This window comes from Ruegeria sp. THAF33, assembly GCF_009363615.1.
Classification (GTDB): Bacteria; Pseudomonadota; Alphaproteobacteria; order Rhodobacterales; family Rhodobacteraceae; genus Ruegeria.
The window spans coordinates 2,394,202-2,416,592 of record NZ_CP045384.1 but is presented as its reverse complement, the minus strand read 5'-3'; the positions used below and the strand labels follow the sequence as shown (position 1 = coordinate 2,416,592).

General features: G+C 59.0%; 20 protein-coding genes and 1 tRNA gene. 8 read left to right on the top strand and 13 right to left on the bottom strand.

The features are described from left to right. Positions 1-684 precede the first annotated feature (684 nt). From FIU92_RS12075 to FIU92_RS12065, 3 genes are all read right to left on the bottom strand, one after another. Positions 685-759, bottom strand: a tRNA-Gln gene (locus FIU92_RS12075). Positions 760-849: 90 nt separating this feature from the next. Continuing rightward, positions 850-1,839, bottom strand: coding sequence for an NADPH:quinone reductase (locus FIU92_RS12070; RefSeq protein ID WP_152458835.1), 990 nt, complete (start codon positions 1,837-1,839; stop codon positions 850-852). Between the two features lie 96 nt (positions 1,840-1,935). Beyond that, the gene (locus FIU92_RS12065; RefSeq protein ID WP_152459907.1) at positions 1,936-2,397 is read right to left on the bottom strand and encodes an SH3 domain-containing protein; all 462 of its coding nucleotides are present in this window, start codon (positions 2,395-2,397) and stop codon (positions 1,936-1,938) included. 198 nt (positions 2,398-2,595) lie between these two features. Between FIU92_RS12065 and FIU92_RS12060 the strand changes: the two genes are divergently transcribed. From FIU92_RS12060 to FIU92_RS12035, 6 genes are all read left to right on the top strand, one after another. After that, entirely contained in the window at positions 2,596-3,582 is a 987-nt protein-coding gene (locus FIU92_RS12060) for a D-glycerate dehydrogenase (RefSeq protein WP_152459906.1), read from the top strand. Between the two features lie 20 nt (positions 3,583-3,602). Further along, a complete protein-coding gene (locus FIU92_RS12055) occupies positions 3,603-3,992 on the top strand; it encodes a GFA family protein (RefSeq protein WP_152458833.1) in 390 nt (129 codons plus the stop codon). 110 nt (positions 3,993-4,102) lie between these two features. Beyond that, complete coding sequence (gene ggt / locus FIU92_RS12050) at positions 4,103-5,890, top strand: gamma-glutamyltransferase (protein WP_152458831.1); 1,788 nt, start codon at positions 4,103-4,105, stop codon at positions 5,888-5,890. Between the two features lie 93 nt (positions 5,891-5,983). Continuing rightward, positions 5,984-7,393: an FAD-binding oxidoreductase gene (locus FIU92_RS12045; protein WP_152458830.1), complete on the top strand. Its 1,410-nt coding sequence runs from the start codon at positions 5,984-5,986 to the stop codon at positions 7,391-7,393. Positions 7,394-7,479: 86 nt separating this feature from the next. After that, entirely contained in the window at positions 7,480-7,758 is a 279-nt protein-coding gene (locus FIU92_RS12040) for a hypothetical protein (RefSeq protein ID WP_152458828.1), read from the top strand. 142 nt (positions 7,759-7,900) lie between these two features. Further along, positions 7,901-10,408, top strand: coding sequence for an FAD-dependent oxidoreductase (locus tag FIU92_RS12035; protein ID WP_152458826.1), 2,508 nt, complete (start codon positions 7,901-7,903; stop codon positions 10,406-10,408). A gap of 43 nt (positions 10,409-10,451) precedes the next feature. On the opposite strand, the gene FIU92_RS12030 is transcribed toward FIU92_RS12035, so the two are convergent. From FIU92_RS12030 to FIU92_RS12020, 3 genes are all read right to left on the bottom strand, one after another. Continuing rightward, positions 10,452-10,787 carry a carboxymuconolactone decarboxylase family protein gene (locus FIU92_RS12030; RefSeq protein ID WP_152458825.1) on the bottom strand — a complete coding sequence of 112 codons (336 nt, stop codon included), beginning with the start codon at positions 10,785-10,787 and terminating at the stop codon, positions 10,452-10,454. A 72-nt stretch (positions 10,788-10,859) separates the two neighbouring features. Continuing rightward, positions 10,860-11,513, bottom strand: a complete 654-nt coding sequence (locus FIU92_RS12025) for a DUF938 domain-containing protein (RefSeq protein WP_152458823.1) — start codon at positions 11,511-11,513, stop codon at positions 10,860-10,862. Next, a complete protein-coding gene (locus FIU92_RS12020) occupies positions 11,510-12,583 on the bottom strand; it encodes an FAD-binding oxidoreductase (protein WP_152458821.1) in 1,074 nt (357 codons plus the stop codon). Before FIU92_RS12020 ends, FIU92_RS12025 begins: the two co-directional genes overlap by 4 nt. Positions 12,584-12,769: 186 nt before the next feature. On the opposite strand from FIU92_RS12020, the gene FIU92_RS12015 reads away from it, so the two are divergent. Further along, positions 12,770-13,174: a hypothetical protein gene (locus FIU92_RS12015; RefSeq protein ID WP_371419750.1), complete on the top strand. Its 405-nt coding sequence runs from the start codon at positions 12,770-12,772 to the stop codon at positions 13,172-13,174. After that, a complete protein-coding gene (locus FIU92_RS12010; protein ID WP_152458819.1) occupies positions 13,171-14,403 on the top strand; it encodes an HlyD family secretion protein in 1,233 nt (410 codons plus the stop codon). The genes FIU92_RS12015 and FIU92_RS12010 overlap by 4 nt, the downstream gene beginning before the upstream one ends. A 60-nt stretch (positions 14,404-14,463) precedes the next feature. On the opposite strand, the gene FIU92_RS12005 is transcribed toward FIU92_RS12010, so the two are convergent. The 7 genes from FIU92_RS12005 to FIU92_RS11975 form a co-directional block, all read right to left on the bottom strand. Then, positions 14,464-15,609 carry an iron-containing alcohol dehydrogenase gene (locus FIU92_RS12005; protein WP_152458818.1) on the bottom strand — a complete coding sequence of 382 codons (1,146 nt, stop codon included), beginning with the start codon at positions 15,607-15,609 and terminating at the stop codon, positions 14,464-14,466. A gap of 67 nt (positions 15,610-15,676) precedes the next feature. Further along, positions 15,677-17,059, bottom strand: a complete 1,383-nt coding sequence (locus tag FIU92_RS12000) for an aldehyde dehydrogenase family protein (protein WP_152458816.1) — start codon at positions 17,057-17,059, stop codon at positions 15,677-15,679. Between the two features lie 94 nt (positions 17,060-17,153). After that, a complete protein-coding gene (locus FIU92_RS11995) occupies positions 17,154-18,506 on the bottom strand; it encodes a glutamine synthetase family protein (protein ID WP_152458814.1) in 1,353 nt (450 codons plus the stop codon). A gap of 90 nt (positions 18,507-18,596) precedes the next feature. Next, positions 18,597-19,628 (bottom strand): TRAP transporter substrate-binding protein, encoded by a 1,032-nt coding sequence (locus FIU92_RS11990; RefSeq protein WP_152458812.1) that lies wholly within the window; start codon positions 19,626-19,628, stop codon positions 18,597-18,599. 67 nt (positions 19,629-19,695) lie between these two features. Next, complete coding sequence (locus FIU92_RS11985) at positions 19,696-21,021, bottom strand: TRAP transporter large permease subunit (protein WP_152458810.1); 1,326 nt, start codon at positions 21,019-21,021, stop codon at positions 19,696-19,698. Next, positions 21,021-21,539, bottom strand: a complete 519-nt coding sequence (locus FIU92_RS11980; protein WP_152458809.1) for a TRAP transporter small permease subunit — start codon at positions 21,537-21,539, stop codon at positions 21,021-21,023. Before FIU92_RS11980 ends, FIU92_RS11985 begins: the two co-directional genes overlap by 1 nt. A 16-nt stretch (positions 21,540-21,555) precedes the next feature. Beyond that, on the bottom strand, positions 21,556-22,341 hold the full coding sequence (locus FIU92_RS11975) for an N-formylglutamate amidohydrolase (RefSeq protein ID WP_254705305.1): 786 nt from the start codon (positions 22,339-22,341) through the stop codon (positions 21,556-21,558). Between the last annotated feature and the right edge of the window lie 50 nt (positions 22,342-22,391).

Here is a 22,391-nt window from a genome sequence, read left to right as displayed (position 1 = left end):
CTGCGGTGAGCGCTGCAGTGGCGTCTCGCATCGAACCTTGTGTTTTTCACTTGCTCTAACGGTCGTAGGATTTTTCAACAACTCTGATCTGTCCGATCGCATCAAGACGGGGCATGCCTTGCCCCATCAGAAGTTCAAACTGCCGCAACTTCGAATCTACCTCTTCTGGCTTCGGTCGCTTGTTTGCTATTCGTGGTTCTCCGTTTCCTAAACATAACGGTGGACCAGTTCAGTTGGGGAGGCTCAAAGCTGCCCATCCTGCTTTGTTCTGCCAGGACCCCTACCAGTTCCGCTGGGAGATCTTCAGTCAGCAGGGCTCAGGTCTTGAGAGGCGTGGGCGTACACGATTTCTTTCTCCATTCGCTCATAGATCGTGAGAAGCCTGGCGGCTCGTTTCACGGCGTCGAGCGGGAGGTCGGTACGCAGGGAAAGGTACAGAGATGAGTTTGATTGAAAGTTTGATAGCGCCCTGGGAAGGCGTTTGCGGCAATGGAATGCCCGACCCATTCGCATCAGGTAAGGGCCGGCGCAGTGTTTTGGCTTCTGATGGGACGAGCTAGAGCGCTTGCGCGCATAGTTCGCAACGGATTGTGTTACACCCTCTGTCACAGTTTCGGGCGACTGAGACACATTGTCTAAGATGAGCTTGGAAAAGGTCTTATTTTCTCGACTTTTCATGGAAATTGGCTGGGGTGGTAGGATTCGAACCTACGATACACGGTACCAAAAACCGCTGCCTTACCACTTGGCTACACCCCAACGGTGAGCGGCTGTCTACGATTGTTGTTGGCAGGGATCAAGAGCGTTTTGTCAAAAAAACTCACGTTGAACAGATTTTTTTCAGGGCGGTCATTTGGTGTCGATCAACACGGCTCCGGTCCGGTTTCCATCCTGCACCATTGCATGCGCAGACGCGCATTCCTCAAGTGCAAAGACCTTTTGAACAGGGCAGGTCAAAGCGCCATCCGTCAAGGCCTTGTGAAGGGTCTTCACGGCATTGGTACGAAGATCCGGAGGAAGAAGATAAATCAAAATGGTCTCAAGCGTCATGGCTTTGAACATCATCGGTCCGAACGGAAACACGGGGGTCATGTCTTGGGCAGAGCCATAGGCGTTGATGCGACCGTTCTCGGCAATGACCGTGGCGTTTGTTTGAATATTCCGGCCGAATTCGACGTCGATGATTCGGCCGATTGTCTTTCCTTCATTTGCATCGAGAATTTCGGTGGAAAAATCCTCGCTGGCGTAATCAATCACGATATCTGCGCCGGCTTCCCGGACCCGGTCAAAGTTGCGAGGGCTGGCCGTCGCGATCACGCGCGCGCCTGCCCATTTGGCAAGCTGAACGGCCAGAAAGCCGACGGTGCCCGCGCCACCGTGTATCAAGATCGTTTCCCCCTTGGGACGGCCGCCTGAAAACACCGCGTGGCAGGCGGTAAGACCGGGAATGCCCAGAATCGCGCCGGTCTGCAACGACATTGCATCCGGCAGAGCCACGGCCTGGGCATCGGGAAGGGTGATGTGGCTGGCGGCGGTGCCGAAAGGGCGTTGCCATTGGCCGTTCCAGATCCACACGCGCTGCCCGATCCGAGACGCGGAAACTCCGTCGCCAACGGCCGAGATCACACCGGCGCCGTCACTGTGCGGGATGATCAGGGGGAACGGGGGTTCTGTCACGCCCGGTCTGGTCCCGGCGCGGGCTTTGACGTCGGAAGGGTTCACCCCGGAAAAGGACAGCTCGACCGTGACCTCGCCCGGACCCGGCGGGACCGGAGGGAGGTCCTGTATCCGCAGGACATCGGCGGGGTCTCCGAAGGTGGAATATGTAACTGCGCGCATGGTCGCCTCCGTTTTGGTCGAGTTTCACAGCATATCGGCGGGAAACTCAAACACCTTGTCGCGTGTCCGCAACGCGGGGGCAGGTCGGCCCTGTGGTTATTCGCGAATCTCGGACGGGTCGACCCCCCAAAGGTTCGACTTCAACGTCCACCCCCGATACCCGCCGGCGGTGATCCGGCACCAGTCCAACGAACAGGTTCCCAGTCGGGCCACAACCCCGGATTCGAAATGCGCATTCACGGGGGAGGTCGGATCGGGTCGGGCATAGACAGGCAGCATTTCGGATTCAATCAGTACTGTCCGAACACCCGACAACAGGGCGTAGTGAACCCAGCCTCCAGCGCCGTCGCGGTCCTGAACCCGTCGCCAGTTGCCGTATTCGGCAGTGACTTGAAGCGGCATTCCGCGCCGTTTGAACACCCAGTCGATTCGATGTGTCAAAGAAGGTCCGCGTCGCACGTTGCCTTCTGCTGCTTTCATCGAGACATAACGGGGCAGGGGGAGGTTGGTGACGGATCCTCGTTTCACGTCGGCATGAGCAGCCCATGCACCTAACATGATCAGAAATACGGATAGTGCCGCCAGAAAGCGGCGATTTACCGGTCGAATACCACTCACTGACTGCCTGCTCTTATGCCTGTTGATCCGGTTCCGAAAAAAGGTCGACTCAATGCCAAAGGGGTTCTTGTGCCCCGCCTTATCCTGCGCCACGATGCCATGGCGCGCGTCCGTTTGCAAAGCAGTGGGAGGGCCGAGGTGCCAAGAGAACGTTTGAGTGTTGTCGTTACGCGACGGTTGCCCGAAGCGGTCGAAACACGTTTGAGCGAGTTGTTTGATGTGCGCTTGCGCGACGATGACACTCCGATGACGCGCGAGGAACTGGTGGCCGCAGTGCAGGACGCTGATGTCCTGGTGCCTACGGTAACCGATGCGATTGATGGCGGTCTGCTGGGTCAGGCGGGCGAAAGGCTGAAGCTCATCGCCAATTATGGTGCCGGTGTCGACAATATTGACGTGTCCACCGCGCGCCAGCGTGGAATTCTGGTGTCGAACACGCCGGGGGTTCTGACCGATGACACCGCCGACATGACCATGGCCCTGATTCTGGCCGTCACCAGACGCATTCCCGAAGGTCTGAGCGTGATGCAGCAGGGAGATTGGTCCGGCTGGGCGCCCACCGCCTTTCTGGGAGGTCGTATCGGTGGTCGTCGTCTGGGCATTCTGGGCATGGGCCGGATCGGGCAGGCGGTGGCGCGGCGTGCGAAAGCGTTTGGAATGCAGGTTCATTATCACAACCGCCGAAGGCTGCGCCCCGAGACCGAGCAGGAGCTGGAGGCAACCTATTGGGAAAGCCTGGATCAGATGGTCGCGCGGATGGATGTGATCTCGGTCAATTGCCCCTCAACGCCGTCGACCTTCCATCTGATGAACGCACGTCGTCTGAAACTGATGAAACCCTCGGCGGTGATCGTCAACACGTCACGTGGTGAAGTCGTGGACGAAAACGCACTGACCCGGATGATCCGCGCAGGTGAAATTGCTGGGGCGGGGCTGGATGTCTACGAACAGGGCACTGACGTGAACCCGCGCCTGCGGCAGCTGCCCAATGTGGTTCTGTTGCCTCATATGGGATCAGCCACGCTCGAGGGCCGGGTGGAGATGGGCGAGAAGGTCATCATCAACATCAAGACCTTCGAAGACGGCCACCGCCCGCCGGATCAGGTTGTGCCGGCAATGCTCTAGCGCTCTGGAAAGGAGCAGGAATGGACGTCTATGAAGGAGGGTGCCGTTGTGGAAATCTGCGCATCAGGGCTTCGGGTCGTCCATTGCGGGTCGGAATCTGTCACTGTCTGGACTGCCGCAAGCATCATGGCGCGGTGTTCTATGCGGCGGCCGTTTTCCCGGACGACAGAATAGAGGTTTCCGGCGAAGCGCGTGGTTATGCTGACAGGTATTTTTGCCCCGGCTGCGGCTCTCCAGTCTTTGCGCGCAGCGGAACCGAAGTGGAGGTGCATCTGGGATGCCTTGATGCGCCAGATCAGTTGACGCCAACATATGAAAGCTGGGTCTCCCGGCGTGAAGCGTGGTTGCCCGAGTTCCGCGGTATGACCCACTATGATCAGGATCGATTGGTAGGCGACGCAAAGCCTTAACGCGTGCTGCGGACGTCGGCCATGTGTTGATGGCGTGCAGCTTGGACTTGTTCAGAGCGTGTTCGGCGCGCAATTTTGATAGTCAGGGATGTATTGGAGGCTTTGATCAAATGAGACGTGTTTCAGTTCTACTGTTTTCTGCATTTTGTTTTGCTGCTCCGGGGGTCGCTCAGGAAGCGGCCGATGCCGTTGCCCCCGAAACGGCCACGGAAGGGCAGGTACAGGCCATGACCGACGAGGTCATCGCGGCGCTTGAGGCCAAACTGGATGGCGTTCCGGTCACGTCCCAGAACTGGATGGTCGCCGCGGCCAACCCGCTGGCGGTGGAAGCCGGCGCCAGAGTATTGCGCGCAGGTGGGTCTGCCGCAGACGCCATGGTTGCGGTGCAGGTCGTGCTGGGCCTGGTCGAACCGCAATCCTCGGGCTTGGGCGGCGGTGCGTTTCTGGTCTGGTACGATGCTGCGACCGGTCAGATGACAACTCTGGACGGGCGAGAAACGGCGCCGCTGGCGGCCACGCCGACCCTGTTTCAGGACGAAAACGGTGAGCCGCTGAAATTCTTCGATGCGGTTGTCGGTGGGCTGTCCGTGGGGACGCCGGGCACACCTGCCTTGCTGGAAGAGGCGCATCGCCGCTGGGGGCGTTCCTCGTGGCCCGGATTGTTTGCCGATGGAATCCGGTTAGCGGATGAAGGGTTCCTGGTGTCCCCGCGTCTGGCCAGCCTTGTTGAAAACGATGCCGCGCGCCTGTCGCGCTTCCCGGAAACCGCTGAATATTTCCTGCCGGGGGGCGCGCCGCTGCAACAGGGGCAGCGCCTGATGAACCCAGCTTATGCCGAAACTCTGCGTGTGCTGGCCAGTGACGGGGCGGCTGGATTCTACGGCGGTGAGATTGCGGCAGACATCGTGCGCACGGTTCGCAATGCTCCGGGCAATCCCGGTGTTCTGTCCGGTGCGGATCTTGCGCTGTATCAGGTGATCGAGCGCGAACCGGTTTGCGCGGAATACCGCGCCTATGAAGTCTGCGGCATGGGCCCGCCGTCGTCGGGTGCGCTGACCGTGGGGCAAATTCTGGGGATGCTGAACGGCTATGATCTGGCGGCCATGGGGCCGGAAAGCGCCGAGGCCTGGCGGTTGATCGGAGACGCTTCGCGCCTCGCCTTTGCGGACCGCGGCCGGTACATGGCTGACAACGATTTCGTGCCCATGCCGACCAAAGGGCTGGTTGATCCGGCCTACCTGTCGCAACGAGCGGAATTGCTGAACAACGAAGGCGCGTTGGCAGATGTCGGGCCCGGTCAGCCGGAATTCGACCACGCGCTGAACTGGGCGGATGATGTGTCGCTTGAGCTGCCTTCGACCTCGCATATCTCGATTGTAGACAGCTATGGCAACGTGCTGTCGATGACCACGACCATCGAAAACGGCTTTGGCTCACGCCTGATGACGAACGGGTTCCTTCTGAACAACGAACTGACGGATTTTTCGTTCAAGACCCACAGCGATGGTGTGCCGATCGCCAACCGGCTGGAGCCCGGAAAACGCCCGCGTTCGTCCATGAGCCCGACCATCGTGATGCAGGATGACGCGCCGGTTCTGGCGATTGGCTCGCCGGGTGGCAGTCGGATCATCGGCTATGTGGCCAAATCGATTATCGCATGGGCCGACTGGGGTATGGATGTGCAGCAAGCTGTGTCGCTGCCGCATCTTGTCAATCGTTTCGGAACATATGATGTCGAGGCCGGCACATCTGCCGAAGGCTTTTCCGACGGGCTGACCCAGTTTGGGTTCGAAGTAAACCCGCGTGACCTGACATCTGGCCTTCACGCCATCGAAATCGGCGACGGGCTGAGCGGTGGTGCCGACCCCCGTCGCGAAGGTATTGCGCTGGGCGAATAGGGCCTTGGTATTTGTGGGGATTGCCCGCACTTGACGAGCCCTTTAGTCATGGACTGAACGGCCCGCAACGTGCCGGGACAGGGGAGGATGACGATGGTGCAAGCGACCGCTTTGCCTCGGAATGAAACAGGTATCGAAACCGTCATAGGCGTTCTGAAACAACGTTTTGGCGACAGGTTGCAAACGGGTGCCGCGATTCGTGAACAGCACGGGCACACCACCACCTGGATCGAAAACCAGAGCCCGGATGCTGTGGTTTTCCCGCATACTACGCAGGACGTGTCGGAAATCGTCAAAACCTGTGCCGCGCACCGGGTGCCGGTGATTCCCTTTGGCACGGGAACGTCGCTGGAAGGGCATGTGAATGCGCCAGCAGGGGGGATCTCGGTCGATCTGATGCAGATGGACAAGGTGCTGGCTGTCCACGCCGAAGATCTGGATTGTGTCGTGCAGCCCGGCGTCACGCGCGAGGCGCTGAACACTCATTTGCGGGATCAGGGTTTGTTCTTTCCGATTGACCCGGGGGCGAATGCGTCGCTGGGCGGCATGGCCGCGACCCGCGCGTCGGGCACCAATGCGGTGCGATACGGAACGATGCGGGACAACGTTCTCAGCCTCGAGGCGGTCATGCCGGACGGCCAGATCATCCGTACCGGTCACCGGGCCAAGAAGTCATCGGCCGGGTATGATCTGGCACGCCTTCTGATTGGGGCGGAAGGCACGTTGGGTATCATCACCGAGCTGACTCTGCGCTTGCAGGGCATCCCCGAAGCGATCAGCTCGGCCAGGTGTTCCTTTCCTTCGGTCGATGCCGCCTGCCGCGCGGTGATGATGACCATTCAGTATGGCATTCCGGTCGCCCGAATAGAGTTGCTGGATGAAATGTCGGTTCAGGCGGCAAACGCCTATTCCGGGCTGAGTCTTCCGGAAACGCCGTTGCTGCTGCTTGAATTCCATGGCTCTGAAAGCGGTGCGGCGGAACAGGCTGAAACCTTTGGTCAGATCGCCGAGGAGTTCGGCGGTACGGATTTTGCTGCGACCTCGACCACCGAGGAACGGAACAAGCTTTGGCAGGCGCGCCATGATATGTATTGGGCATGTCTGCAACTGCGCCCCGGCGCGCGTGGTATTTCAACGGATGTCTGCGTGCCGATCTCGCGCCTGGCGGAATGTGTGACCGGCACTCAGCAGAAGGCAGCTGATCTTGGCTTGCTCGCGCCAATTGTGGGGCATGTGGGGGATGGGAACTTTCACACGCTTATTTTGATCGACATGCAGAACACCGAAGAAGTTGCCAAAGCCGAAGAGTTTGTCGGATGGTTGAACGACTTGGCAATTTCAATGGAAGGCACCTGTACAGGTGAACACGGAATCGGTCAGGGCAAACGGCCATACCTTATCAAGGAACTGGGCGCCGCCACGCAGTATATGGCCGCAATCAAGGCTGCTTTGGACCCCGAGAACATCATGAATCCCGGCAAGGTTTTGGCGGGCCAATCCTAGCGGTTTTCGCGTTCTGGCCCGCATTGCGCCTTCAAATCGTCCACATGTTCTGGTCTCACCGACTCGGTTAGGAACAGGTGGTCGAGATGAGCGCAAAATATCTGGCAGGGTTTGCAGCGATCTGCGGGGTCGCCATTGTTGGGCTGGACTATTATCAGCAGGCCAAGGCATCCGAAAACGGGCTGGGCTTCAAAGCTTATGTTGCCTCGGTATCCGCGCGTGTCGGGATTTCGGAAAGTCGGCTTGAAGCTGATGCCCAACCTTCACAGCCCGAGGAACCCGCGGCCAAGACACCGTCAGAGGAAGTTCGGAAACTTGTCTGCACCACGATCGGGACAAGCAAGCGCTGTCGCTCCAGCGGTTGAGATCACGGGTTTCATGTCCGATCTGCGACCCGCATTCGATGATCGGGTCGTTTTTTTCATATCACTGGTCGGATGAATGTCGCGCGATCCCTCTCAAGTGCGCCATATGGTGTCAACTGATTTCAAGGGGAGACGCCCGGTTATGAAAACCCAAGTCAAAGCACTGGTCGTTGGCGGCGGCGCCGTTGGGACCTCGATTGCCTATCATCTGGCCAAAGCGGGCTGGAATGATGTGATGTTGATCGAACGGGACGAGCTGACGTCCGGGTCCACCTGGCACGCGGCTGGTCTGCTGCCATTGTTCAACATGTCCTATGCGACAACGCACATCCACAAATACTCGGTCGACTTCTACAAGACGCTGGAAGAAGAAACCGGGCTGAACGCGGGCTTTGCCGTCGTCGGCAACCTGCGCATGGCACAGACGCAGGAGCGCATGGACGAGTACATGCTCTACGCCTCTACCGCCGAAACCTGCGATGTTGCCTATGAGTGGCTGACCCCCGAGCAGATCAAGGAACGCTGGCCGCTGATCGAGACATCGGATCTGAAGGGCGCGATCTACCATACCGAAGACGGGTATATTAACCCTGCGGACGTGACGCAGGCGATGGCCAAGGGGGCCCGTCAGCGTGGCGTCGAGATCGTGCGCAAGATGCAGGCGGATGCCTTCCACTGGAACGGCACCCATTGGGAAGTCACTTGCACCAAGATGGTGGAAAAAGGCGGCAACCTTGTCGAAAGCGACGAAAAGGTTGTGATCACTGCCGAACATGTTGTCACTGCATCGGGCAACCACGCACAGCGCACCGCCAAGATGCTGGGCATCAAGATGCCTGCGATCCCGGTCGAACACACGTTTATCGTCATGGACAAGGACCCTGAACTGGTCAAATGGCGCGAAGCAGGTAACCCGGAACACCCCGTCGTGCGCGACGCCGACAACGAATCCTATGCCCGTGAAGAACGCGGCGGCTGGATCCTGGGTATCTATGAACATGGCGCCCCCGCGCGGTTTGAACACGGTGTGCCGGACAGCTTCCGCGCGGATCTGTTCCCGCTGGATCTGGATCGGATCGCGGATCAGTACATGGCCATGGCCGAGCGCGTGCCGTCCTGTGCTGAATCCGGTCTGAAAGACGACTTCAACGGCCCGATCTGTTATACGCCTGACGGCAATCCGCTGGTCGGCCCTGCGCCGGGCCTGCGCAACATGTGGCTGGCCGAAGGTTTCAGCTTTGGCATCACCGCGGCAGGCGGCACGGGCTACTATCTGGCGCAGATGATGGTCGATGGCGAAGCCGAGATCGATATGGCCTCGCTGGACCCCAAACGCTATTCCAGCAACTGGATGACCACCGAGTTCGCGGCCCGCAAGAACGAAGAGTGTTATGAGCACGTCTACATCCTGCACCACCCGGACGAAGAGCGTGAAGCCTGCCGCCCGCTGCGGACCGTTCCGGCCTATGATCGCCAGAAAGCACGCGGTGCCCAGTTCGGCTGGGTCAACGGCTGGGAACGTCCGAACTATTTCGGCCCTGTCGATGCGCCCGAGAACTTCGACAAGGAAAGCCGCTCGTTCCGTCGTGGCGGCTGGTGGCAATATGCTGTCGAAGAAGCCAAGGCGATCCGCGAAGGCGTTGGCCTGATCGACGCGTCTGCCTTCACCAAGCACGTCGTCAAAGGCCCCGGTGCCACCCAGTTCCTGGATTGGTTCACCTGCAACAAGCTGCCCAAGGTCGGTCGTATCAACCTGACCTATGCGCTGACCTCGCACGGCACCACCCGCACCGAATACACCATCGTCCGCAATGGCGAGAACAACTATTACCTCGTCTCTGCCGGAGCCTGGACCGAGTACGACGCCGACTATCTGCGCAAGGCGGCCGAGGACAAGATGGAGGAGTTCGGTTACATCGAGATCCAGGACGTGACCACCCAGTGGGGCGTGTTTGCCATCGCCGGACCCAAGTCGCGTGACGTTCTGAAAGAGGTCATCAAAGACGCCGATCCGGATACCGCCCTGTCCAACAAGCGCTTCCCATGGCTGTCGGCCCGTCAGATCGAACTTGGCATGTGCCCGGTCAACGCGATCCGCGTAGCCTATACCGGCGAGCTGGGCTGGGAACTGCACCATCCGATCGAGATGCAGAACTACCTGTTCGACCTGTTGGAAAAGGCTGGCGAGAAACACGGCATGAAGCTGGTCGGTGCCCGCGCCCAGAACTGGCTGCGTCAGGAGAAATCCTATCGCGCCTTTGGCACCGAACTGGGCCGCGACGCGACCCCGCTGGAGGCCGACCTGCCGCGCTTTGTCGATTTGTCGAAAGACTTTTACGGCAAGGCCAAGCTGGAAGAGACCGGCGTGCGCGTGAAATGCTGTACCCTGCTGATCGACGGACCGGAGGATGCCGACCCATGGGGCCGCGAGGCACTGTACACACCGGAAGGTGAACGCGTGGGTCGATTGACCTCGGGCGGGTATTCCGTGGTGTTCGAGAAATCCATCGGCATGGGCTATGTGAAACCCGAGCTGGCAGTCGAAGGCACAAAGCTGAAGGTCAAGATGCAGGACAAGCTATGGGATGCGGTCGTGACCTGCGACAGCCCCTACGACCCGAAAAACGAAACCATCCGCAAGGACGGTTGATCGAAGAAAGGCCCCGAAAACCTTCGGGGTCTTTTCTTTTTTGTCATCCAGACAGTTCGTCGAAGCATTCCAGCGCCTTGGCCGCGTACATCATGGCTGGGCCGCCGCCCATCTGGATCGCCATGGCCAACACGTCGGACACTTCTTCCCGTGTCGCACCGGCCTTGATCAAAGCTTCGGTGTGCAGGGTGATGCAGGGTTCGCATCGCAGGGTGACTGACATGCCCAACGCAATGAATTCCTTGGTCTTGTAGTCGAGCGTCCCGCCCTCTTTGACGGCTTTGCCAAGCGCTCCGAATGCGCGTGTCGTATCGGGAATGGATCCGTTCAGGTTTCGCAAACTCTTTCGTGTTGCCGAGAGTTTTTCTTGCCATGCCATTGCTGAGTACCCTTCTTCATATCTAGCAACTGGAATATGAAATGGGTTGCGGCTGTTTGACTTTGATCTCGATCAGACTTCAGGGCGTTCGGCAATGAACGCAAGATTGTTGGCAGGCATTTCGACCGGTGCCAACGCGAGCAGGCCGACATTTTTGAACAGGTTCAGAATGTCCGCGTCGTTTTTGTAGCCGATTTCGGGGTCTTGCTGGATCAAAGCCTTATGAAAGCGGGCATCCCCGTCACTGGTGAGTTGGCCCGAGCGTTTGAACGGACCGTACAAGATGAACCGCCCTTTTGGTGACAGGGATTGGGCGACTTCTGAAACGATGGTTCTGGTTTCCTGCCAACTGATCAAGTGAATCAAGTTTATCAGAACGATCAGATCATGGCCGTAAAACCGCCTGTGCCAGCCTGATGTCGCTGCATCCAGTTCTGCGACCGGCGCGACATTTGGTAGGTTGCGGGTATAGGCATCGATACTCACGCGCCGCTCAGGGTCAACTTCCGAAGGCTGCCAGGTCAGCCCGGGAAGCACTTCGGCAAAGACCCTGACATGCTGACCAGTCCCGCTTGCGATTTCCAATGCCTGGCCCTGGGACGGGCCCCATTCTTGCAACACTGCAATCAGGGCGTCGGTGTTCCGGGATGCTGCCGGGGCCACCAGCTTGCCATCTTCAGACGCATTGGCGACGCTTGCAGAAGAGGGGAGGCTGCGTTTGATCATCGTTCCAGCCTGTCAGGGGTCAACATGCCTACGATGTCAGGTTCCAGTTCGGGTGTGTTTCCGACAACAAGATCGCACAGCAGTTGCGAGGCCGCCGGTGAGGTTTGAAATCCATACCCGCCCTGACCGCCACACCAGACAAACGACGGGTCCAGTGGGTCGCGCCCAAGCACCAAGGTCCCGTCCGGGGCAAAACTGCGCAAGCCCGCCCAATTTGTTTCAACCCTTGTGACAGGTTCGGTCATCAACTCCTCATACCGTGCCAGACCCTCTGCCAGCACCATATCATCGGCATAAGCATCCTGTGGCGGAACCGGATCGGCTTCGGATGGTGAGACCAGCAGCTTGCCCGCATCCGGTTTGGTGTACCATGTTTCGCCGGCGCCCAGCATCATCGGCCAGACAGAAACGTCATGCCCTCCGGGGGCGGGAAGACGCGCCATTGACCGACGGCGAGGTGTGATACCGATACCGGGCAGCCCTGCAAGCTGTGCAACCTCATCCACCCAGGCCCCGGCTGCGTTAATCAGAGTGCGGGCTTCAAAGATCTCACCGGCCTCAACCGCCCAGTGTTTTTCTTTTCGAATGGCGGTGACTTTGCTTTTCGTCGAAACCGTTCCCCCGTTTTGCCGGATGGTCCGGGCGAAATCCTGCAACAGGCGATCCGTATCGATGTCAAAGGCCGCTTCGCTGGTGGCTGCAAACCCGACCTTGTCCGGATTCAGGATCGGAACGCGCGATATCGCCTGATCCATCGGTATTTTCACCATGTTCAGATCGGCGCAATCAGCTTCGAACATGTCGGGCTGGTCAATTGCTCCGACCAGCATCAATCCGCGCGGGGTCAGGTAACCGCCATTCTGCGTATGAAGAAAGGCAGCCCCCGCTTTGTTCAGTGCGACGACCGAAGGCGGTCCATAGCTTTCTTCGAACAAGGCCGCTGACCGACCCGACGCGTGATAGCCCAGGGCGTCTTCCGCTTCCAGAACCATCACGGTTCCGTGCTGCGACAGGCGCGCACCGGCGCTCAGCCCGGCGATGCCGCCTCCGATTATCAGGAAATCAATCATGACTTGCGATCCATCCTGAGCAGAGACGCTACAGGTTCCTTGAGTTTCATGCTGGCGCCAAAGCTCCTCGTTCGCCACGCGTTTGGGTTTCCGGACTATAAGCAGCCTTGAAATTGTGCTTCAACCCCGTCAAAGAAGTATCAAATTATACAGGAGGGTAAGGTGACCGCAGCAGACCTTCATCCAATGGCCACAGGGCATATTCCAGGATATGTTGTCGCAGCTGACGGAAGCGATTACCTTTTCTCCGCCATGGTCGTTTTTTTCGTCGTTCTGGTGGTGCTGATCGGTGTCGGATACCTGACGCTGCATTCGGTTCCCGAAAAAATGGCCCACGAAAACAATCACCCGCAATTTCAGTTGGTGGGCATTCTGGCGCTGCTGGCGCTGTTTACACATAATGGGCTTTTCTGGGTTGCTGCTATATTGGTCGCAGGGTTCCAGTTCCCGGATTTTGCCACCCCGCTTCGAAACATTGCCGATGCCATTCGTTCTCTGGGTCGGTCACCTGTTCCGGAACCAGTGCCTGAAACAACGGTGCCGGCTGCGCCAGATCCTGGACACAGCGATACGCAGGAGCAATCCAAATGATCGAGACCATGCTCTGCGCCCTGATAACGGTGCTGCCCGACTATCTGTTCCGCCGTTTTGTACAGGGCAAGCGGATCGGTCACGAGATTACCTTGTTCACCATGTGGTACGAACTGCGCTGGGGTTTGACCACCTGTGCCATTCTGGCGCTGACCGTGATCACCACGCTGTTTTACTTTCATCCGGCCAGCAAAACTGCGGCATCCTATTTTCGGACGGTGACCATTCTGCCGCAATTGGGCGGCCGTGTTTCCGAGGTTTTCGTCAAGAACAACGAACTGGTAACTGCGGGTCAACCGATTTTCCGGATCGAGGATTTCAGCCAGACTGCCCAAGTTCAGGCGGCAAATGCGCAGATTGCACAGGTACAGGCCTCGCTTAAGGTTGCGGAAACCGATTTGGCCGAGGCGGAAGCTGGAATTGCAGGTGCCAATGCAGCCCTTGCGCAGTCTCTGGAGGATCTTGAGCGCAACACGACCTTGCGCGACGAAGGTTCAAGCGCCGTAAGGCTTGCCGAGATTGAGAGGCTGGAAAACCTTGTCGCCGAGAGAGAGGCCCAGGTTCTTGCAGCGGAATCCAAACGTGCCGCGGTTGAGCAGCAGATCGAAGAACTGATCCCCGCGCAGCTAGCCAGTGCCATTGCGCAACTGGATGCTGCGCAGACCGAGTTGGACAAGACGGTGATCACCGCAGGCGTCACAGGGCGGGTCGAACAGTTCGGTCTTCAGGTCGGTGACTACGTAAGCCCGTTGTTGCGCCCCGCGGGCATTCTTGTGCCATCGCACACAGGGCATGATCGTTTTCAGGCTGCTTTCAGCCAGCTTTCTGCCCAGGTGATCAAGCCGGGCATGATTGGTGAATTGGGCTGCATGACAAAGCCATTCACCGTGATCCCCACCGTGGTGGTCGAGGTGCAGGATGTCATCCCGTCGGGCCAGATCCGCCCATCGGACGAATTGCGGGACGTGCAGGCCAACAACAATCCGGGCTCGATTCTGGTCTATATGGAGCCGCTGTACAAAGGTATGGCCGATGACATTCCGCCGGGCAGCAATTGTCTGGCCAATGTCTACACAGACAACCACGAGCGGTTGGAGCACGAGGATCTGGGCTTTTGGGAGGCGGCCTTCCTGCACGTGGTCGACACGATCGGCGTGGTGCATGCAGCGGGCCTGCGCCTGCGTTTGATCCTGATGCCGGTGAACACTCTGGTTTTGACCGGGCATTGATCTGACCTTGGCGATCTGAACGCGAAGGGCCCGGCAAGTTTCGCCGGGCCCTTTGGTTTCTTACAGCGCTGCTTTGAACAGCTGCGTCAGGTTGTCTTTCGTCAACTCAATCGGGTTGCCGCCGCATGACGGATCGATGATCGCCCCTTCGACAAGCTCTGGGATAGAAGCTTCGGTCACACCCAATTTGGACAATGTGCGGGGGATGCCAAGGCTGTCGTTGAAATTCTGCACGAAGGCGCGGAAACCATCGAAGCCGCCGTCGATGCCCAGATATGCCGCAGCTTGCTGAAACCGGTCTGCAATGGCCGGGGCGTTGAAGTCCAGCACAGCGGGCATGCAGACCGCGTTCGTGGTGCCATGATGGGTGTTGAATACCGCGCCAATTGGGTGGCTCATCGCGTGGATCGCGCCAAGGCCCTTCTGGAAAGCCGTTGCACCCATGGCAGCGGCGCTCATCATCTGGGCGCGGGCCTCGATATCGGTGCCGTCTGCATAGGCACGGGGCAAATACTCCTTCACCAGTCGCATACCCTCCAGCGCGATGCCCTGGCTCATCGGGTGATAATGCGGGCTCGAGAAGGCTTCGACGCAATGCGCGAAGGCGTCCAGGCCTGTTCCTGCCGTGATGAACTTGGGCATCCCGACGGTCAGCTCCGGGTCGCAAATCACCACGGTCGGCAGAACCTTGGGATGAAAGATGATCTTCTTGGCATGGGTCTCGGAATTGGTGATGACGCTCGCGCGGCCCACTTCCGATCCTGTCCCTGCGGTGGTCGGAACGGCAATGATTGGCGCGATCGCGTCGGCATCGGCTCGTGTCCACCAGTCGCCGATATCCTCGAAATCCCAAACGGGGCGCGTCTGACCGGCCATGAAAGCGACCATCTTGCCCAGATCCAGCCCAGAGCCGCCGCCAAAGGCGATCACCCCGTCATGGCCACCCGCGTTATAGGCCGCAACTCCGGCTTCAAGGTTCTTCTCATTGGGGTTGGGGTCCACATCGCTGAACAGGCCGCGTCCCAGTCCGGCGGCTTCCATGATGTCCAGTGTCGAGCCGGTGATGGGCAGATCGGCCAGCCCCTTGTCCGTGACCAGCAATGGTTTCTTCATTCCGGCGGCGGCGCAGGCTTCGGGCAATTCCCTGATGCGCCCGGCTCCGAATTTGATGGCGGTCGGATAGGACCAGTTTCCAACAAGTGTCATTTCAGGTTTCCTTTGCAAAATAAGGCCTGCTTCGGCGAGGGGGTGGGTCCGAAGCAGGCCGTCGTCCTTAGCCCGTTACCTTTTTGAGGTGGTAGGATTTGGGACGTGTCAGATTGTGATATCCGATGACGGACAGACCGCCGCCGCGCCCGGTATTCTTGCAGCCCGTCCAGCACAGGCCGGGGTCCAGATAATCAGCGCGGTTCATGAACACGGTCCCCGTTTCGATCCGGTCACCCACCCGCGCCGCACGATCCACATCGCGGGTCCACAGGCTGGCAGTCAGGCCAAACTCACTGTCATTCATCAATGCGATGGCCTCCTCGTCCGAGGACACTTTCATGATGCCCACCACGGGCCCAAAGCTTTCGTCCCGCATCACGCGCATGTCATGATTGACATTGGTCAGGATTTGCGGTGTCAGGTACGCGCCACCGTCGTCTTCAGCAAAGGTGTCGATATGCGCGACCGCACCGGCTGCAACCGCCTCGGCGATCTGGGCTCGCACCTCATCGGCAAACCGCACATTGGCCATCGGGCCAATCGTTGTCTCGGCATCCAACGGGTTGCCCAGCTTGTAACCCTTCACGATGTCCACCGCCTTGGCGACAAAGTCATCATAAAGGCTCTCGTGAACATAGATCCGCTCGATTCCGCAACAACATTGGCCCGAATTGAACATCGCACCGTCAATCAGCGTGTCGACCGCGGCATCCAGGTCGGCGTCATCCATGACATAGCCGGGATCCTTGCCGCCCAGCTCGGTGCCGACGCCGGTAAACGTGCCCGCCGCGGCACGTTCCATCGCCCGACCGCCGCCGACTGATCCGGTGAAGTTCACGAAATCAAATGCGTTGCCCGCGATCAGGTCGTTGGTCACGTCATGGCTCAGGAACACATTCTGGAATACGTCCTCGGGCACACCTGCCGACTGGAACGCCTTTGCCATGCGCTCGCCCACCAGCAGCGTCTGTGTCGCGTGTTTCAGGACGACCGTGTTGCCCGCGATCAGCGCCGGTGCGACCGTGTTGATCGCCGTCATATAGGGATAGTTCCAGGGCGCCACCACAAAGACCACCCCATGAGGAATGCGCTTGATGTAGCGTTTGAACGTTTCGTCTTCGCCGACGGCGATATCTGCCAGGGACGTCTCGGCAATCTCCGCCATATGGCTGGCACGTTCGTTGAATCCACCGAACTCGCCGCCATAACGCACTGGGCGACCCATCATATGGGCCAGTTCCGGCACGATTTCATCGTTCATGGCGCCAACGGCGGCCACACCCGCCATCACAAGATCGATCCGCTCCTGCAACGGACGAGCTGCCCATTCCGCCTGAGCAGCCCGAGCACGCGCCGCGGCCCCGAACGCGGCCTCTCGCGGCAACACTTCACGTTCGGCATAAACCGATCCATCGATCGGCGAGACACATTTCAACATCTGCCCCATTTTCACTCCATTTCCGAAAGAAACAGGATCCCTGCTTCATCTGGCCCAAAATATCCCGGGGGTCTGGGGGCAGAGCCCCCAGCGCGTCCCGACCTTACGCCCGCTCGAATCCGCGGGCGATTTCCCAATCCGTGACCACGCGTTCGAACTCCTCGATCTCGACCTCCGCGGCACGGGTATAGTGGTCGACGACGTCATCTCCCATGGCCGCGCGCAACATGACCGATCCGTGCAGCGCATCCCGCGCGGCGCGAAGGTTGCCCGGGATCATCGCAGTCTCACCCTGGTAAACGTCGCCCTTGGTCGGCGGTTGCAGATCCAGCCCTTCCTCGATGCCCGCGATCCCTGCCGCCAGCATGCCAGCCATCGCCAGATAGGGGTTCATATCTGAGCCCGGAATACGGCACTCGACACGTACGGCCTTGGTGCCGTCACCGCACAGGCGGAACCCGGCGGTGCGGTTGTCCACGGACCAGATGATCCGCGTTGGCGCGAAGGTGCCTTTCATGAAGCGTTTATAACTGTTGATGTAAGGTGCCATGAAATAGGTGTAATCAGGGGCATATTTCAGCAGCCCAGCCATATAGCTTTTCATCAGCGCCGACATGCCCAGATCGTCCCCGGCGTCATAGAAGGCAGGCTGTCCATCCGCCCATAGTGACTGGTGCACATGGGACGAGCTACCAACTTTCTCGTGGTGCCATTTCGGCAGGAACGTCGCTGCGTGACCATGTTGCCACGCGATCTCTTTCACAGCGTTCTTGGCGATCGAATGATACTCGGCTGTTTCCATCGCGGGTGCGTATTTGATGTTCAGCTCTTCCTGCCCGGTCTCGGCCTCACCTTTGGAGTTCTCAACCGGAATGCCCGCATCCCACAGATGGTTGCGGATCGGACGCATCACATGCTCTTCCTTGGTGGTCTGAAGGATATGATAGTCTTCGTTATAGCCCGAGATCGGCTCCAGATCCCGGAAACCTTCCTTGCGGATCTGGTCAAGGCTTTTCTCAAACAGGAAAAACTCAAGCTCGGTCGCCGTCATGGCGTCATAGCCCATGGCTTTCAAACGGCTGACCTGTTTTTTCAGGATTGAGCGCGGCGCGTGCGGCACTTCCTCGTGCGTGTGATGATCCAGCACGTCACACATCACCATCACCGTGCCTTCAAGCCACGGCACCGGGCGCAGGGTGCTGAGGTCCGGTTTCATGACATAATCGCCATAGCCCCGTTCCCAACTGGTCGAGGCATAGCCATCAGGTGTCGCCATCTCCAGATCGGTGGCCAACAGGTAGTTGCAGCAATGGGTCTCTTCCCATGCGCCTGCCACGAAATGGCCCGCGTGAAAACGCTTGCCCATCAACCGGCCCTGCATGTCCACCATGCAGACCAGAACCGTATCAACCGAACCTTCGGATACCTGCGTTTTCAGATGTTCGAACGTGAGCATGTGCCACCTTTGTCTTTGCCGAAATCCTTCATCGGCCATTCGTTCAGTCAGACCCGCCCCCATGCAAGGGGCGGGTCGCTTGGCCAAGTCTTAGCCGTAGCGGTAGGGCCGTCCAGCCTTGAGCATGTCGGCGTTGTACTGTTTGAAGATTTCAACAACCTTCGCCTTGGTTTCGGATTCGGCTGCGATCTCGTCCCAGAAGGCAACGGCCGCAGCTTCGACGGTCGCCCATTCTTCGTCCGGAATCGACGTCAGCTGCATCTTGTCTCCGTTGACGCGCAGGCTGGCTTCACCGCCCCAGTACCACCATTGACGATAATAGTGGGACTGATCGGTGCAGACGCGGAACAGGGTCTGCAAATCTTCGGGCAGCTCGTTCCAGCGGTCCATGTTGGCAAAGAACGAACCGGCCCAGGCACCCGAGATGTTGTTGGTCAGGAAGTAGTTGGTCACATCCGCCCAGCCGACTGTGTAGTCTTCGGTGATGCCGGACCACGCGATACCGTCCAGCTCGCCGGTTTGAACCGCGACTTCGATGTCTTCCCAGGGCAGGGTGACCGGCACAACGCCGAACTGAGACAGGAAGCGGCCCGCGGTCGGGAAGGTAAACACACGTTTGCCCTGTAGATCCGCCAGGCTGTTGATCGGGTCCTTCGTTGCAAAGTGGCACGGGTCCCAGGCACCGGCCGAGATGTGCTTGACGCCGACTTTCGAGTATTCCTCGTCCCAGATCTCGTTCAGCCCGTACTGGTTGAACAGAACCGGTACGTCCAGCGAATAGCGCGAGGCAAAGGGGAAATAGCCGCCGAACACGGTGACCTCGGTGGGCGACGCCATCGAGTCATCATCCGACTGCACGGCATCAATCGTGCCGCGCTGCATGGCACGGAACAGCTCGCCCGTCGGAACCAGCTGGTCGGCATAGAACAGCTCGATCTGCATCCGGTCACCGGCGATCGTGTTGAACATCTTGATGGCCGGGTCGATCACGTGTTCGGCCAGCGCCGGGCCGGCATAGGTCTGCATCCGCCATCTGATGGTCGATTGCGCCAGTGCAGGCGTCGCCAGAGCAGCGACGGGAGCGGCCGCGGCACCTTTCAGAAATGTACGTCTGTTCGTCATTCTCTCTCTCCGTTGGTCAGTTTCGATTGTGCGGGGATTGCCCGCGACGCCCCGGTTCGAACCGGGATCATTTGTTGTAGATGAATTCAGGCAGCCACAGCGCGATCTGCGGGAACGTCATGATGATCGCCAGCGCCAGCGTCATCACCATCACGAAGGGCAGGATCGAACCGTAAATGTCGCGCAGCGATATCTCTGGCGGCGCCATCGCGCGCATCAGGAACAGGTTGTAGCCGAAGGGCGGTGTCATATAGGCGATCTGGGTGGTGATCGTGTACAGAACCCCATACCAGATCAGGTCGAACCCCAATGCGCCCACGAGCGGCACGTACAAGGGCGCGACGATCACCAGCATGGCCGTATCGTCCAGAAACGTGCCCATCAGAATAAAGCTGAGCTGCATCAAGATCAGGATCACCCACGGGTTGAGGCCCAGCCGTTCGGTAAACAGGTTCTCGATTGCCCGAACGGCCCCCAAGCCGTCGAAAACAGCGCCAAAGGCAAGCGCAGCCAGGATGATCCACATGAACATACAGGTGATGCCCAGCGTCGACCGGACAGATGTCTCGAAAACCTCACGTGTCATACGGCCCTTGAGGATGGCCGCGGCGAACGCCGTCAACGCACCGATGGCCGAGCTTTCGACCAGCGAGGTCCAGCCGTTGACGAAGGGCACCATCATCGCGGCAAAAATGCCCAAGGGCAGCAGGCCCGCACGCAACAGGCGCAGTTTCTCTGCCATGGGCACGTCGCGCTCCTCGGCGGACAAGGCAGGCCCCAAGGCCGGGTTGATGCGGCAGCGGATCACGATGTAAAGGATGAACATTGCGGCCATCATTAGCCCGGGAAGCAGCCCGGCAAGCCAGAGCTGCCCGACTGGCTGGCGCGCGATCATCGCGTAAAGAACCAGCACGACGGAGGGTGGCACAAGAATACCTAATGACGATCCGGCTTGTATCACCCCGGTCACCATTTTCTTGTCATAGCCGCGTTTCAGAAGTTCCGGCAGCGCAATGGTCGCGCCGATGGCCATGCCTGCGACACTCAGCCCGTTCATGGCCGAAATTAGCACCATAAGACCGATCGTGCCAATCGCGAGCCCACCGTTCAGGCCGCCCATCCAAACGTGGAACATCTTGTACAGATCGTCTGCAATTTTGGATTCGGCCAGAACATAGCCCATGAAGATGAACATCGGCAGGGTCAGCAGCGGATACCATTTCATCAGTTTCATGGCGGCCGAAAAACCAATGTCGTAGCCGCCGCGATCCCCCCACAGAAACAGGGCGGCCATCACGGCAACAAAACCAATCGCGCCAAAAACGCGCTGCCCGGTCAGCAGCATCAGCATCATGGTCGAAAACATCAGGATGGCGATCAATTCGTACGACATCAGATCACCTCGCGCGGGATGTCATCGCCCCTGAGGCGCAGAATATCTTTGAACAGTTCCGAGATCGCCTGAAGCAACATCAGAAACAGGCCCACGACCATGATGACCTTGATTGGCCACAGATATGGTCGCCACGCGGTCGGGCTGCGTTCGCCATATTGCAGCGAATAGCTCAGCGAGTCGTATCCGCCGTAGATCATCACGCCCAGGTAGATGATCAGGAAAAGGACGGTGATCGCATCCGTCCACGCGCGACGACGGTCGGACCATTCGCCGTACAGAAGGTCCATGCGGACGTTGGACCCCATCTGGATCGAATAGGGGCCGCCCAGAATGTAATAGGCGACCATTGCGAACTGGGCCATTTCCAGGGTCCAGAGCGATGGCAGGAAAAAGGTTTTCGAGATCGAGGACCAGAGCAGGATGCCCATCATGACGAAGATGCCGTACATGACAAAGCGCCCGATCCAGCGGTTCGTGCGGTCAATGACCGCCACGTATCCCCGCATGAAATTCATCCCGATACCTCTGCTCTCATGGTTTCGCCTCTGCGTGCGATAAGTCTTGGATGACCGGTTGCAGAATTGGCGTCAGCAATCCCGCAATGCGGTTTACGCCTTCTGCCGTGTCGATCAGATCGTTTCGAACCTCGATCATGACATTTGGAAGCCCGCGCCGGACCGCGTGTTCGCGCAACGTGTGCGTGACGCCATCCGTGGCCGAGTAAGGTTCGTTCAAAGCCACGCGCAACCCCGAACTTTCCGCGTGGCTCAGCATCAGCTGCGCGGCGCGGTCGTCTTCGTCATGAAGAATCCCCAGCTCTACCGTTCGGGGGGTTCCCTTGTAGACGGGCGTGAAGCTGTGGATCGTGATGACAACCGGAGGTTCAGGCCGTTCGTCCAAAGTGGATGAAACCAGCGTTTTGAAAGGTTCATACACGTCGCGAACCCGCTGGGCGCGCTGAGCATCTGTCAGGTTCATGTTGCCGGGAATGGAAAACACTTCGCTGACCTGCGGCATGGCATCTTCGCGTTCGGGCGGGCGGTTGCAGTCATAAACAAGGCGACTGACGCGCGAGTGGACCAGCGGCGCATCCAAAGCGCCCATCAGCTCCACCGACAGGTCCAGCGCGCCGATGTCCCAGGCCGCGTGAGAGCTGGCCGCCGCCTCATCCAGCCCCAGTCCATCCAGCGCGGCCGGAATAAACCGGCTTGCATGTTCGCATATCAGCACAGCAGGCGCGCGACCGTGCGCATTGAGCACGCGGGCTGCCGGGGCTTCGGTCGGCAAAAGCAATGATGACTCGGTCTCGTGACACATAGGTAGCATTTGTTACAGCAACTTCTCACCTGTCAAGAAAATTTCTGTAG